Source organism: Rhizobium sp. P44RR-XXIV, assembly GCF_001999485.2.
GTDB lineage: Bacteria > Pseudomonadota > Alphaproteobacteria > Rhizobiales > Rhizobiaceae > Rhizobium.
Window position 1 is genome coordinate 1,344,711 of sequence record NZ_MPVZ02000028.1, and the last position, 13,894, is coordinate 1,358,604.

The 13,894-nt window shown below is 59.2% G+C and carries 12 protein-coding genes and 1 pseudogene; 11 read left to right on the forward strand and 2 right to left on the reverse strand.

The window, feature by feature from the left end:
• Nucleotides 1-561: 561 nt before the first annotated feature.
• The 9 genes and pseudogenes from BSK43_RS23730 to BSK43_RS35805 form a co-directional block, all read left to right on the forward strand.
• A complete protein-coding gene (locus BSK43_RS23730; protein ID WP_077470095.1) occupies nucleotides 562-1,398 on the forward strand; it encodes an EamA family transporter in 837 nt (278 codons plus the stop codon).
• A gap of 238 nt (nucleotides 1,399-1,636) precedes the next feature.
• Nucleotides 1,637-2,101: a 50S ribosomal protein L13 gene (gene rplM / locus BSK43_RS23735; RefSeq protein WP_068385834.1), complete on the forward strand. Its 465-nt coding sequence runs from the start codon at nucleotides 1,637-1,639 to the stop codon at nucleotides 2,099-2,101.
• A gap of 2 nt (nucleotides 2,102-2,103) precedes the next feature.
• Nucleotides 2,104-2,571: a 30S ribosomal protein S9 gene (rpsI, locus tag BSK43_RS23740; RefSeq protein WP_068385833.1), complete on the forward strand. Its 468-nt coding sequence runs from the start codon at nucleotides 2,104-2,106 to the stop codon at nucleotides 2,569-2,571.
• 270 nt (nucleotides 2,572-2,841) lie between these two features.
• Complete coding sequence (gene cml / locus BSK43_RS23745; RefSeq protein ID WP_077470094.1) at nucleotides 2,842-4,029, forward strand: CmlA/FloR family chloramphenicol efflux MFS transporter; 1,188 nt, start codon at nucleotides 2,842-2,844, stop codon at nucleotides 4,027-4,029.
• A gap of 493 nt (nucleotides 4,030-4,522) precedes the next feature.
• The gene (locus BSK43_RS23755) at nucleotides 4,523-4,900 is read left to right on the forward strand and encodes an antibiotic biosynthesis monooxygenase (RefSeq protein WP_077470092.1); all 378 of its coding nucleotides are present in this window, start codon (nucleotides 4,523-4,525) and stop codon (nucleotides 4,898-4,900) included.
• On the forward strand, nucleotides 4,881-5,834 hold the full coding sequence (gene speB / locus BSK43_RS23760; RefSeq protein ID WP_077470091.1) for an agmatinase: 954 nt from the start codon (nucleotides 4,881-4,883) through the stop codon (nucleotides 5,832-5,834). The genes BSK43_RS23755 and speB overlap by 20 nt, the downstream gene beginning before the upstream one ends.
• A gap of 137 nt (nucleotides 5,835-5,971) precedes the next feature.
• The gene (gene argC, locus BSK43_RS23765; RefSeq protein ID WP_077470090.1) at nucleotides 5,972-6,904 is read left to right on the forward strand and encodes an N-acetyl-gamma-glutamyl-phosphate reductase; all 933 of its coding nucleotides are present in this window, start codon (nucleotides 5,972-5,974) and stop codon (nucleotides 6,902-6,904) included.
• 439 nt (nucleotides 6,905-7,343) lie between these two features.
• Complete coding sequence (locus BSK43_RS23770; RefSeq protein ID WP_136687210.1) at nucleotides 7,344-8,075, forward strand: hypothetical protein; 732 nt, start codon at nucleotides 7,344-7,346, stop codon at nucleotides 8,073-8,075.
• A gap of 209 nt (nucleotides 8,076-8,284) precedes the next feature.
• A pseudogene (locus BSK43_RS35805) lies at nucleotides 8,285-8,686 on the forward strand (DUF2778 domain-containing protein); the annotation flags it as partial.
• A 79-nt stretch (nucleotides 8,687-8,765) separates the two neighbouring features.
• Here BSK43_RS35805 and BSK43_RS23780 read toward each other — a convergent pair.
• A complete protein-coding gene (locus BSK43_RS23780; protein ID WP_077470088.1) occupies nucleotides 8,766-9,869 on the reverse strand; it encodes a COX15/CtaA family protein in 1,104 nt (367 codons plus the stop codon).
• Nucleotides 9,870-9,982: 113 nt separating this feature from the next.
• Between BSK43_RS23780 and BSK43_RS23785 the strand changes: the two genes are divergently transcribed.
• Entirely contained in the window at nucleotides 9,983-10,192 is a 210-nt protein-coding gene (locus BSK43_RS23785) for a DUF2842 domain-containing protein (protein ID WP_028755205.1), read from the forward strand.
• A 135-nt stretch (nucleotides 10,193-10,327) separates the two neighbouring features.
• Complete coding sequence (locus tag BSK43_RS23790; RefSeq protein WP_077470087.1) at nucleotides 10,328-11,593, forward strand: GNAT family N-acetyltransferase; 1,266 nt, start codon at nucleotides 10,328-10,330, stop codon at nucleotides 11,591-11,593.
• Here BSK43_RS23790 and BSK43_RS23795 read toward each other — a convergent pair whose 3' ends face one another.
• The gene (locus BSK43_RS23795) at nucleotides 11,594-13,798 is read right to left on the reverse strand and encodes a Wzz/FepE/Etk N-terminal domain-containing protein (RefSeq protein ID WP_077470086.1); all 2,205 of its coding nucleotides are present in this window, start codon (nucleotides 13,796-13,798) and stop codon (nucleotides 11,594-11,596) included.
• Nucleotides 13,799-13,894 lie beyond the last annotated feature (96 nt).

The window sequence follows — 13,894 nt, forward strand, 5'->3', positions numbered from 1 at the left end:
CAAATTTCCCACAGAATATTTTTTGGTTTTAGGCCGCTTTACACCAATTTTTATAGGTGTATTTCAGTTTTATACTTAAAACCGTCACCGAAAAGCTAGTGCACGGCATTGACGTAACGATAATCGGTAATCTGTAATCTGTAATAGTTTACATTATTTGCAAAATTTTCCACTGTATTTAACTCAAAATCAATCATAACGAGAAAATAGAGGATCATTTCAACTCAACAACTTCTCGCAGGCGTTTTTATTCTATGGCCGCATCGGACGGCAGTACCAACTGCACCATAATGAGTTAATTCTACCCATGCGTTCACATCACATGCGATGTTTGTTCGCGATTCATACTCCAATAAATTAGTAATACATAATATCAGGAGGCGCGATCGGAACCTAAAGCGAACGCCTCCATTCAAGCCCGTGTCCCAAATATTCCCTTGCAGGACAAGTCTCATAAGACAGCATATTTCGTTGCTTTCTGATGGATTGCGGAGCATATGAAAGCCAAACTCCCACAAATTACCAAGCTTTTGTGTCTCCTAGCCAATTTCCGAGGTTTTCGTGTCACTCGACGTCATCGCCCTTGTCCTTTTCGGCGCCCTGCTGCATGCGACATGGAATGCGATCATCAAGGCCGGCACCGACAAATCGCTCGATGCCGCACTGGTCTCGGCCGGAGGCGCTGTTGCAGCCCTGCCCCTGCTGCCATTCCTGCCCATGCCGGCTTCCGCGGCCTGGCCGTTTATCGGCGCCTCGGCCATTCTGCAATTTGCCTATTTCCAGCTCGTCGCGGCCGCCTATCGTGCGGGCGACATCGGCCTCGTCTACCCGCTGATGCGCGGTGTGGCACCCCTGATCATCGTTTCCACAAGCAGCTTCATCCTCAAGGAATCACTGTCGGGCGGCGCGCTGATCGGCACGATGACGATCTGCGCCGGTATCTTGACGCTTGCTTTCGAAGCCCGGAAAGGCAGTCGCCGGGCTATCCTGCTGGCGCTTGCCAATGCCATTGTCATCGCGACCTATACCTATGTCGACGGCATCGGCGCACGGATATCCGGCAACTCGATCTCCTATACGCTGTGGATGTCGCTCCTGCCGCCGGTTCTGTTATTCATATGGGCGATCTCGCAGCGTGGCATCAATGCCGTAGCCGCTCACATCCGCTATAATTGGTGGCGTGGGCTTATCGGCGGCGGCGGCTCGATCGTCTCCTACGGGCTGGCCTTATGGGCAATGACCAAGGCGCCTGTCGCCATGGTCGCGGCCCTGCGTGAGACGTCGATCCTCTTCGCGCTGGTCATATCAGTCCTCGTCTTGAAGGAGCGATCGAGCATTTGGCGCTACGTTGCCGGCGCGATTATCGCCGCTGGCGTCCTGGTTTTGCGGCTGGGTTGACGGTTTAAATGTGTGGTATAATTATACCATATAAACAACACATTGATTTTATTGACAAATTTTTGAGATTGCAAAATTCAGCTATATTGACGCCGATATCGGTTCACTCTATAAGCCGCCGCAGATTGCAGCCTTTCCGGGCCGCTTTCTTTTTGGCCGGCATAAAGCAAGCCAAATCAAGCAACAAGAAACGCCCAAGCGCCTTCGGGCCAAGGGTCCTATAAAGAGAGTATGCAACATGGCAACCTTCTCCCAGAAGCCTGCAGAGGTGGAGAAGAAGTGGATCCTCATCGACGCCGAAGGGCTCGTTGTTGGTCGTCTCGCTTCTATCATCGCAATGCGTCTGCGTGGCAAGCATAAGGCTACCTTTACGCCGCACGTCGACGACGGCGACAATGTCATCGTCATCAATGCCGACAAGGTCGTCCTTACCGGCAAGAAGTACGAAGACAAGGTTTACTACTGGCACACCGGTTATGCCGGCGGCATCAAGGAGCGTACCGCTCGTCAGATCATCGAAGGCCGCTTCCCGGAGCGCGTTGTCGAAAAGGCTGTCGAACGCATGGTTCCGCGCGGCCCGCTCGGCCGTCGCCAGATGAAGAACCTGCGCGTCTACGCCGGCTCGAACCATCCCCATGAAGCCCAGCAGCCCGTCGTTCTCGACGTCGCCAAGCTGAACAAGAAGAATGTAAGGAGCGCCTGATAATGGCTGATCTCTCTTCCCTGAAGGATCTCGGCACGGCATCGGAAGCTGCTGCTCCGGTTCACGTCCGCAAGGTCGACTCGCTTGGCCGTTCCTACGCAACCGGCAAGCGCAAGAATGCTGTTGCCCGCGTATGGCTCAAGGCCGGCTCCGGCAAGATCATCGTCAATGAAAAGGACTACACGGACTATTTCGCCCGTCCGGTCCTGCAGATGATCCTGCGTCAGCCGATCTTCGCTGCTGCCCGTGATGGCCAGTTCGATATCGTCGCTACCGTTGCCGGTGGTGGTCTTTCCGGTCAGGCCGGTGCCGTTCGTCACGGCCTGTCCAAGGCCCTCACCTACTTCGAACCGGGCCTGCGCTCGGTCCTGAAGAAGGGTGGCTTCCTGACCCGCGACAGCCGCGTCGTCGAGCGTAAGAAGTACGGCCGTGCGAAGGCACGTCGTTCGTTCCAGTTCTCGAAGCGTTAATCGCTTATCCGAGATCGGATTTTGGAAAGGCCGGGTGCAAACCCGGCCTTTTTCTTTTGCGCATTGCCGCATTCGGACGCTGCTGGTAGATAAGCGCAACGCCTCGCAATAGCCGAAGCCGCAGACAGGACCAGACGATGGGAAGCACCAAGTCCGCAGACAAATAGGCCGCAGCAGCTTTTTTGTTGTTGCGGCGTCTGTCACAGCCAATCTGACCATGATGAAAGACAGGCTGCCGCCAAATCCAGTTATTTGAGCGGGTGTCTACTCATGCCTTCAAAAATCCAAACGTGGAACTATCGCCTGCCGGCAGCGCTGCTGCTGATGGCGCCTTTCGATATTCTTGCGTCCCTCGCAATGGATATCTACCTCCCGGCCGTTCCGATCATGCCGCGTGCGCTCGATACGTCACCGGCCGTCATCCAGCTGACCCTCAGCCTCTACATGCTCATGCTCGGCGCGGGCCAGATCGTCTTTGGGCCACTTTCCGACATTGTCGGACGTCGGCCCGTGCTCATCGGCGGTGCGCTGCTGTTTGCTGCTGCATCCTTCCTGCTCGCGGGAACGTCCTCTGCCAGCCTCTTCGTCGTCTTGCGCCTGCTGCAGGCGTTGGGCGCCTCTGCGGCGCTGGTTGCAACCTTTGCAACGGTGCGGGATGTCTATGCCGAACGCCCGGAAAGCGCCGTGATCTACAGCCTGCTGGGTGCCATGCTCTCTTTCGTGCCGGCTCTCGGCCCGATCCTCGGCGCATTGATCGCGGATCACTTCGGATGGCGTGTCATATTCCTGCTTCTCGGCATCCTGACGCTACTGGCTATCCTCCATGCCATCCTGCGATGGCCCGAAACCCGGCCGATCGTCGAGTCGAAGCAAAGGACGGCATTTCGCCCGATCCTGAAGGACATTTCCTTCTGGACCTACACGATCGGCTTCAGCGCGGCCATGGGCGCCTTCTTCGTCTTCTTCTCGACCGCGCCGCGCGTGCTGATCGACCGGGCCGGTTTCTCCAGCCTCTCCTTCAGCCTTGCCTTCGCGACCGCGGCGGTGGTGATGATCGTCACGGCGCGTTTTGCCGGAGGCTTTGTCAAACGGTGGGGTTTGGCCGGCAGTCTTGCCAGGGGGATGATGCTGCTGCTCGCCGGAGCTTTGCTGCTTGCGGCAGGAGAACTGCTTCTGGTTCCGTCGTTTGTCAGCTTCGTTCTGCCGATGTGGATCATTGCCATCGGCATCGTCTTTACGACAGCGGTCACGGCAAATGGCGCACTTCAAGCCTTCGGCAATACGGCGGGGACAGCAGTGGCGCTCTATTCCTGTGTGCAAAGCCTGATCGTCAGTCTTGTCGGCACCTTGTTCGTCGTCTTCCTCCGAGGAGATACGGCATGGCCGCTAGCCGGCTATTGCTGCGCCATGGCTCTTGTGACGCTGTTTGCCCTTTCGCGCCTGCAGAGGAGAAGCTAGAACCGCCCAAAAACCGGCACCAAGTCATTAGCCGGGATCGGATTTGGAAAGGCCGGGGTTTGCCCGGCCTTTTTCTTTTTACACTTGCACGGCAAAAGTGCATATCTGTCGAAGACAGTCATGCTTTTGATGCAGGCTCGGGCCTTCTAAGTGAGGGATGCACATGCTCAGATTCGCTTTGCCCATCTTGTTTGTAATGGCCGGCATGTCGCCGGCCCTTTGCGACGATACCGTGCCACCGCCTCCGGAGAAGGCGGTGGAGATGCAGAGCATGCGGGACTTTCTGCAGGCGAACACGGATTGCCAGGCTTTCACCGACAGCTGTTCCTACTGTGTTGTCACAGACGGCTTGGCCCAATGCTCCACGCCGCAGATCGCCTGCGTGAAAAAGGAATATCAATGCACCGCGAGATCGGGCAAATAATCCATCGAGGCCCATTCCCTTACGATTCACATCAAACCCGCGATTCCCGTTCGCCCGAAGAGGCACGCCATGAGCACAGACAGATCATCGCATTTTGCAAACACACCCGAGCCGCCCTACTACATCGTTTCCTTCTCCTCCATCCGCACCGAGGGAGACAATGGCTATGGAGCCATGGGCGAACGCATGGAAACGCTGGCGCTGGCACAGGACGGCTGTCTCGGGCTTGAGAGCGCGCGCGGCGCCGATGGCTTCGGCATCACCATATCCTTCTGGCGGGACGAGAAGAGCATTCTCGCCTGGAAGAACGTGGTGTCGCATCTGGGCGCGCAGAAACTGGGCCGTGAGCGCTGGTACGAGCAATATAAGGTTCGCATAGCCAAGGTAGAACGGGCCTATGATTTCCATGCGAGCAAAGGAGAGGCCCTTGCCGAGCACGTCGATTGACCACGCCTTCACCGCGACCAGCCTGACCTCGGCCGCCAGCGACCCGACCTTTGCCGGCGCGCTCTCCTTCATGCGCCGGCGCTTTACCAAATCGCTTGAGGGCGTCGATGCCGTGGTGTGGGGCATCCCCTTCGATGCGGCGACCTCCAACCGGCCGGGAACGAGATTCGGGCCGCAGGCAATCCGCCGCGCCTCGGCGATCTTCGACAATGATCCGCAATATCCCTTCAATCGCGATCTCTTCGCCGAGCTATCCGTCATCGACTATGGCGACTGCCTGCTCGATTACGGCAATCATCAGGAAACGCCCGCCGCAATCGAGCGACAGGCAACCGCGATCCTCGACGGCGGCGCATTCATGCTGACGCTCGGCGGCGACCATTTCATCACATGGCCACTGCTGAAGGCGCATGCCGCCAAGCATGGCCCCCTCGCCTTGGTGCAATTCGATGCGCATCAGGACACCTGGTTCGACGACGGCCGGCGCCTCGATCACGGCTCCTTCGTCGCCCGCGCCGTGCGTGAAGGGCTGATCGATCCCGACCGCTCCCTTCAGATCGGCATCCGCACCCATGCGCCCGATGATTTCGGCATCCATATTCTCTATGGCCATCAGGTCGAGGAAATGAGTGCCGCCGAGATTGCCTCGATGATCATCTCCCACACCAAGGGCTCGCCCGCCTATCTTACCTTCGATATCGATTGCCTGGATCCGGCCTATGCACCGGGTACGGGAACGCCGGTAGCCGGCGGCCCCTCCAGCGCGAAGATCCTTTCGGTGCTGCAAAGGCTGCATCAACTGGATATCCGGGGCGCCGATGTCGTTGAAGTGTCACCAGCCTATGATCATGCCGATATCACCGCCATTGCAGGGGCAACGGTGGCGATGTATATGCTCGGTCTCCACGCTGAAAGGCGTGCGGCTGGGCGTTAGGCATGATCCCGAAAAGTGTGAAACGGTTTTCGGACAAGATCATGATCGGACAAATCCAGCTGTTATCATTTTGAATCAACTGCATGGCAAACTGAATCCGGAAATACTCTCAACCTGTTGAAAAAGTGAGATATAACATGGCACCGAAGATCTTCATCGATGGCGAACACGGAACCACGGGCTTGCAGATCCGCACGCGCATGGCCGACCGCCGCGATGTCGAGCTTCTGTCCATTCCGGAAGCCGAGCGGCGCAATGCCGCCATCCGCGAGGACATGCTGAACAACGCCGATATCGCCATTCTCTGCCTGCCCGACGATGCGTCGAAGGAAGCGGTGAAGATGGTGGCGGCCAACAACAATGTCCGCATCATCGACACATCCACCGCCTTCCGCATCCATCCGGACTGGGCCTATGGCTTTGCCGAAATGGACAACGATCAAGGCAACAAGATCAAGTCTGCCCGCTTCGTCGCCAACCCGGGCTGCTACCCGACGGGTGCCATCGGCCTTATCCGGCCGCTGCGTGCCGCCGGCATTCTTCCGGCCGACTATCCCGTCACGGTCAATGCCGTTTCCGGCTATACCGGCGGCGGCAAGCAGATGATTGCCCAGATGGAAAATGCGGATCATCCGGATGCGATCGACGCGCCACATTTCCTCTACGGCCTGCCGCTGACCCATAAGCACGTGCCTGAAATGACGACGCATGGCCTGCTCGATCGCGCGCCGATCTTTTCGCCATCCGTCGGCCGCTTCGCGCAGGGCATGATCGTGCAGGTGCCGCTGCACCTGGGTGATCTGGCAGAGGGCGCGACGCTGGAAAGCATTCACGCCGCACTGGTGGCTCATTATGCCGGCCAGGATATCGTTCAGGTCGTTTCGCTCGATGAGAGCCGCGCCTTGCCGCGTGTCAACGCAGTCGAGCTCGCCGGCAAGGATACGATGAAGCTGTTCGTGTTCGGCACGCCGGGCACTGGCCAGGTCAATCTGGTGGCTCTGCTCGACAATCTCGGCAAGGGTGCTTCGGGCGCAGCCGTGCAGAATATGGATCTGATGTTGAGCGCCTGAGGCGACGAAGTCAGCCTACCAGCCGGCACTCCATTCGCCTGGCCAATTGTTCGCTCTGAGCGATCGGTTGGCCGGGCTTTTTCGTGTCGAGTTGGCGCCTCGCAGTTCGACGCCTCTTTTAACGTCGGCAGCCACAATTTTGCCTTCCCGCTAAATTAGCAGGCGCTACACGGAAAATTGATCGACCGTGATGCGGCGCGACCCATTGTCGGCCGGATTCATTCTTTATCGGCTTCAGGGCCCGAGTGAATTGGTCGTCAAAGGCATCCCTTTTTTAAATGAATATCCAAGAATGAAGCAGCGTAAAGGAATTGGTTACCATAATTCGGCATGCTTCCAGACAGTCGGCAATGTGGTGGTCAGGCGCAGGTTCAGCGTCAGGGCGACGTGTGCATTTGTGAGCCGGCATAGTGTCTGTGTAGTTTGGATAACGAGTATCATGGCGTTTGTGACCGAAAGCTTCGGTAACCTCAATTCGCGTTCCGGCTACGCCTCGCGACGGAAAAAATCCTTCAATATCCGCCCCGGCACATTGGCCACCGGCGTCGCCGTGGTGGCTTTCGCCTGGGTCGCAGCCACGCTGATCACCACGCAATCGATGGTGCTGTCCCTTCCGGGCGCGACCACCACCGCCAATGATTTCCTCACGCCGCGAGCATCGGCTTTCATCGTGCCGCAAAGCCAGATGGCGCACCCTGCGCGTCTCTCCAGCCAGGTCGCATCGCTGAACGACCGGAACCGCTTCGCCGGCGTGCCCGCCAACGCTCCTGTCGGCGGCGCTGCCTATGCGCCTGCCCAGGATGGCATGGTTCAATCGAAGGATGCGTTGCGCCTTCATCTGGCGACTGCACTCGCCCAGCAGGCATCTGATATCAAGCAGGCGCAAAGCGCATCCGCCAGCATCAAGAGCGGCCGCGTGGAAATAGCAGCAGCCTCGCCGGAGACGATCGACCATCTGCGCAAGGTGATCGCCATCAATTTCGCGACGGCGGTGCAATCGCTGGCGCAGGTAAAATATGCCGCGGCCTCGATCCCGGCAGCAGGCCCTGCAAAGGCGGCGCTGCAGCCGCTGGCAGTCGCCTCGGCAGCACCCGCAGGCTTGCCGGCCATCGCCGAAGCGACGCCACTGCCGCCAAGGATGCCGATATCGCCATGGCCGAGGCTGTGCTGAGCGTAGTGCCGCTGGCCCGCCCTGCCCGCGACGCGGATGTGCAGCGTGCCAATACGCCAGCCACCGCCGCGATCGCGAGAGCAACGGTCAAGGATACCGCCACGGCGCAGCCGCCGGCGCGCCTGATGGCTTATGCGGATCCGGATGACAGCTCCGTGCGCAAGGCCAAGCCCTCGCTCAATCCGTTTGCGGCCATCAGCCCGGGCGAAGGTACGGCGATCTACGATATCGAAGCCAAGACCGTCTATCTGCCGAGCGGCGAGCGTCTGGAAGCCCATTCAGGCCTCGGCTACATGCGTGACAATCCGCGTTATGTCGACCGCAAGAACACCGGCCCGACGCCGCCCGAGACTTATAAGCTGACTTACAGGGAAAGCCCCTTCCATGGCGTACAGGCGCTGCGGCTGACACCCACAGGCGGCTCTCGCGTCTATGGCCGTGACGGCCTGCTGGCTCATACCTATATGCTCAGAGGAGGCCGTGGAGAGTCGAATGGCTGCGTGGTCTTCAAGGACTACAATCGCTTCCTCGCCGCCTTCAAGCGCGGTGAAATCAAGCACCTGAAAGTCGTATCGCGCATGTCGTCGGCGGCAAGCGTCGCCTCACGCTAGATCATTTCCAAGGAAAATATATAGAGGTTTCCCGTCCGGAAACCTGCAAAGCGAAAAGAATGAGGCGCACAGTGGCGCCTCAACCTCCCACGACAATTGATGTCTGGCGCGGCAATTCCCCGTAAAACCCGCGCCAATTGGCAATGGCAAAGCCGAAGACGATCAAAGCGCCGGCCTGATGCGCCAGTGCCAGATGCAGCGGCACTTGCAGCAGCAGCGTCGAAATGCCGAGGATCGCCTGGATCAGAACCAGCACGAACAGGACGACCGAACGGCGCGCATGCGTCGTTTGCGCCGCCGCACGTAGCGAGATGATCATGTTGATGGCCACGACGATGAAGAGCGCATAGGCGCCGAGTCGATGCACGTATTGCACCGTCTTCGGGTTTTCGAAGAAATTGATCCAGCCGGGCGACTGCACGAGCAGACCGTTCGGAACTATGGCGCCATCCATGAGCGGCCATGTGTTGTAACTCAGGCCGGCATCCAGCCCGGCAACGAGCGCGCCAAGATAGATCTGAAACAGCGCCATGATGGCGATAAGGCCCGCCAGCTTCGCCGAATAGCGGGTCGGCGGCGCCTCGTTGGAGTGCGGCGACAGCGCCCGCATGAACCACATGCAGGCGGCAAAGATCAGACAGGCCGTGACGAGATGAGTGGCGAGGCGATACTGGCTGACGTCCGTGCGCGCCTCCAGACCTGACGACACCATCCACCAGCCGATCGCGCCCTGCAACCCGCCGAGCACGAAGATGCCGGCAAGCGGCAGCCAGAGCTTCCGCTCGACACGGCCGGTGAGCACGAAGAACAGCAAGGGCACGCCGAAGATGATGCCGATGGCGCGCGCAAGCAGCCGGTGCGCCCATTCCCACCAGAAGATGCCCTTGAACTCATCGACCGTCATGTCCTTGTTCAGGAGCTGAAATTGCGGGATGCGCTTGTAGAGATCGAACTCCTCCTGCCATTCCTGCGCGTTCAGAGGCGGAACGACACCGTGGATCGGCTGCCACTGGGTGATCGACAGGCCGGAATTGGTCAGCCGCGTCGCGCCACCCACCAGCACGAGGCCGAAGAGAACCAGCAGCACGCAGGCAAGCCAGAGGCGGATGGCTCTGCGATTGCGGTCCTGACGGACCACTTCCTTCATTATAGCCTGTTCCGACGTGAAATTAGTGGCAGCCATGTCGTCTCCCTTCGATCAGGCTGTTGATTTGCCCGATAGGGGCGTGCAAAACAAGTCCCGGGAGTTTGCGGCATGCCGTCGCGGCAAGTCGTCGTAAGAGGAGAAACCCACTCGTGCCCCTTCGCCTGCGCAAATTCATCGGCATGATCCTGCTTGTGCTTTTGGTTGTAATCTATGCGATCGTTGCCATGATAGTTGCAGTGCGTACGCTCGGAGATCAACCCGGCTGGGTCCATTTCCTCTACTTCCTTTTCAGCGGTATCATCTGGGTGCTTCCGGCCATGGGCATTATCAAATGGATGGCAGGGCCACGTCCGCAATAGTCGCGGCAGGCGCAGCGTTTACGCAAGGCTAACCCTGATCCACGGGATACTCAGGCAAATCGTGCCCTATTAAGCCAAAAATAAACCGCTCCCCGTAGGGTTGTACCCGAATGCCGCCAGCGCGGAGAGGATCGGATGCAGACCCAGACGCGAGATATCGCCGATATGGCCGCCGCCGAGGCAACGGATGAGCAGACAGCATCCGTGCCGACGCAGACTGCCGCAGGCGCCCATCTGCGCGTCGACATCTTCGACAGCATGGCGCCGCTCGAAGCGGAATGGCGCGCGCTGGAGCGAGATGACCTAAGCTCGCTGCACCAAAGCTACGACTGGTGCGCGGCCTGGGTGGAGAGCTTCCAACGTCCGCTGACCATCGTCCGTGGCTCCATCGGCGAGCATATTGCCTTCATCCTGCCGCTCGAGATCATACGCAGCCGCGGAATACGACGGGCCGAGTTCATCGGGGGTCACCATAACAATATCAATACCGGCCTGTTTTCGGCCAGCTTCCTGGCAAATGGCGAACTGACTTCCATTCACGCAAACGCGATCGCGGCGGCTCTGCGTGGCAAGGTCGATGTCGTCGTCCTGCGCAACGTTCCCCTCACATGGCGTGGCCGCGGCAGCCCACTCGCATCGCTGACATCAATCGAAAACCAGAACCGCGCCTTTCAGCTTCCCTTCCTCGGCAGTTTCGAGGCAAGCCTGAAGCAGGTAAACGCCAAGCGCCGGCGCAAGAAGTTCAAGCATCAGAGCAGGCTCCTGGATGCCAAAGGCGGCTACGAGCACGTCATTGCCGATTTCGAACAGCAGGACGCGCTTCTCGACCTGTTCTTCCGGCAGAAGGCGGTCCGCTTCAAGGACGCCGGCCTGCCGGATGCCTTCAAAGACACCCGCATCAAGACTGCGCTGCGTGCGATGTTGCACCGGCATGGAAATAGCGGCCTCGATGCGACGCTGCAGATCCACGCGCTGCGACTGAAGGGTGAGCATGAGGGCCATATTCCGGCAATCGCCGCCCTCTCGCGCAAGGGAGACCATGTCATCTGCCAGTTTGCCTCCATCGACGAGACGCTCGTCCCCGAGGCAAGCCCCGGCGAATTGCTGTTCTGGCTGATGATCGAGCGGCTGCATCGCGAGGGCGCCGCCCTCTTCGATTTCGGCATCGGCAACCAGACCTACAAACGCTCATGGTGCCCGATGGAAACGGTTCAGTATGATCTGTTCCTGCCGATTTCGACGATGGGCCATCTGGCTGCGGTGGCACAACGCGGCATTACGCGCACGAAGGTGGCGATCAAGTCCAATCGACGGCTCTATGCCTTCATCCAGAAAATACGGGCGCGACGTGACGGCGACGCTGCATCGGCAGACGATGGCAGCGGCGGGGATGGAGATTGATCAGGCGGCGTCGCGGCGCGTGTCCGGATCATGCTCCTCGCGCCAGCCGGACATCAGGATGATGTGCTCATAGCCGGCCTTCTGGAACTCAGTCATCGCCACAAGGAACTGATTTTCGTCGGGCTCGGGCATGGAGAGGATGATTTCCGTTTCCTTGCTGCGCGTCAGGCGCGCCACTCCGGAAACCTCGGCTGCGCCGCATTCCACCAGAACGATGTCATAGGCCGAGCCGAGCGCATCGAGGATCAGCGACAGGCGATCGGCGCCCCGCATCGCACGGCCGAGATCGCTCATGCCTTGCGGCACAAGATGGGCATCGGAAAGCCGGTCCGGATGAATAGTGTCGGCAAAGGCAGTCTCGCCGCAAAGCAGGTCCGTCACGCCTGGCAGCTCGTCGTGTTCCGCCATGAGCCTGGAGGGACAACCGGTTCCGGTCATGTCGACCAGCACGATGCGGTTTCCGGCATCTGCGATTGTGCGCGCAAGCATGACCGTTGCGGTGGAACCACCATCACCGCTCGGTGATATGGCGATTGCCAGCCGTGAGCCGCTATCTATCAAATAATCGGCAACCGACTGAATGGAGAAATCTTCCTCTTCGGTTTCCTCAACCACCTCCTCCGGCTCATGCACCGGATCGACCGCTGCTTCCATTTCCTGCGCCAAAGCTTCGTCGGCGGGGACGGAGAGCATGCTTGCGGGGACGTCGGCACGCTTGATGGCGGCGGCCTCAGTGCGGATATCAGGTTGAGGGCGAGAGGAGATTTCAGGCGCAGCCCGTTCCTCGCGGCTCGAAGGACCAACGGGTCGCAACGCCCGTCCGCTGAACAATTCGGCCAGCATGATGACAATCGAGGTCAGCAGGAAGCTTGCGACCGCCGCGACCACCACGATGGGACCCACCTTCGGGAAGGCGGGATCGGCCGGCTCCACGGCCTTGGAAACGATGCGTGCATCGGCCGGGCTCGAATTCTTGTCGGCGCGGGAGGCTGCCTCACGGTAGCGGGCAAGATAGGTTTCCAGCAATTGCCGCTCGGCCGCCGCTTCGCGCTCCAGCGCGTTCAGACCGACCTCATCCTCCCCTGCCCTGGCGCTATCGGCCTTGAGCGTGTTTGATTGCCCCAGCAACTGCTGCTCGCGCAGCTGCGCCACCTTGGCTTCATTCTCGATGCTGGTCAGGATCCGCTGGGTCTCGCGGTTGATCTGCTGGCGGATATCGGCAAGCTGAGCCCGCAGGCTCTTCAATCGCGGATGGCCTTCCATCAGCGTCGTCGACAGATCCGATATCTGCGATTCCAGGCTCGATTCCGTCGCCTTCAATCGCTGAATGGCCTGAGACCCGGCAACATCGGCAAGCGTGTCGGTGGAGAGGCCGCTGGCCAGAGCGTTGCGCACAGCTTGAGCACGCGCCTCGGCATTGGCCTTGTTGCCGCGCACCTGTGCGAGCTGACCGGAGATATCGGCAAGCTGCTGTGTGGCGAAGTTGCCGTTCTGGCTGGTCTGAAGAAGCCCGTTGGCCGAACGATAATCGGCAACCTTCTTTTCGGCTTCGCTGACCTTCTCGCGCAGATTGGCGATCTCCGGCTCGAGCCACCGCGTCGCCTCGCTATTGGAATCGAGCTTGGCGCCGCTCTGCATGGACAGATAGACCTGCGCTACGGCATTGGGCACGCTGGCGGCGAGATCCGGGTCGCGGGACGTGAAGCTGATGCCGATCACACGCGAACTGTTGATCTGGTAGACCTGCAGCCGGCCAGTAAATGCGTCCAGCATGCGCTCTTCCGGTGCCTTGTCGGCGGCGCCACGCTTCAGGTGCAATTTGACCAGCAGATCGGAAAGCGCGGAGCTGTTGTTGGCCGCGGCGAATTCCGGATGTTCGTAAAGCTTGAGATTGGTAATGACCTGCTTGATGAGATCTGCGGACTGCAGGATTTGAACCTGGCTGGCAATATTCAGCTCGTCCAGCAACGGCGCGGCACTGGAATCATTATTGGTCGTCGTCGTTGCAAAGGCCGGAGCGCGCTGCTCGATCAGGATACGGGTCTCGCTGCGATATTCGGGCGAAACGAGCTTGGCGATGACAAGCGCCAGAAAAGCACCCGCCAGCGTAATGGCGATGACCCGCAACCGTCGCCGCCATACGGCGCGAAAGAGCTGAGCGAGATCGATGTCCACATCCTGCTGGGTGTTGTTGACACCGGACATATGCAAGAACTCCGTAATAGAAAGCCGAAATTAACCGTAAACGACTATGGTAACTCAAGCGTTAATAGTATTTCGCTTGCATTATTTTCGACGCAA

What these genes read in the sequence shown, in the direction of transcription:
- rplM (WP_068385834.1), top strand. Translation starts at nt 1,637, where the DNA reads ATGGCAACCTTCTCCCAGAAGCCTGCAGAGGTGGAGAAGAAGTGGATC.
- rpsI (WP_068385833.1), top strand. Translation starts at nt 2,104, where the DNA reads ATGGCTGATCTCTCTTCCCTGAAGGATCTCGGCACGGCATCGGAAGCT.
- cml (WP_077470094.1), top strand. Translation starts at nt 2,842, where the DNA reads ATGCCTTCAAAAATCCAAACGTGGAACTATCGCCTGCCGGCAGCGCTG.
- BSK43_RS23755 (WP_077470092.1), top strand. Translation starts at nt 4,523, where the DNA reads ATGAGCACAGACAGATCATCGCATTTTGCAAACACACCCGAGCCGCCC.
- argC (WP_077470090.1), top strand. Translation starts at nt 5,972, where the DNA reads ATGGCACCGAAGATCTTCATCGATGGCGAACACGGAACCACGGGCTTG.
- BSK43_RS23770 (WP_136687210.1), top strand. Translation starts at nt 7,344, where the DNA reads ATGGCGTTTGTGACCGAAAGCTTCGGTAACCTCAATTCGCGTTCCGGC.
- BSK43_RS23780 (WP_077470088.1), bottom strand. Translation starts at nt 9,869, where the DNA reads ATGGCTGCCACTAATTTCACGTCGGAACAGGCTATAATGAAGGAAGTG.
- BSK43_RS23790 (WP_077470087.1), top strand. Translation starts at nt 10,328, where the DNA reads ATGCAGACCCAGACGCGAGATATCGCCGATATGGCCGCCGCCGAGGCA.
- BSK43_RS23795 (WP_077470086.1), bottom strand. Translation starts at nt 13,798, where the DNA reads ATGTCCGGTGTCAACAACACCCAGCAGGATGTGGACATCGATCTCGCT.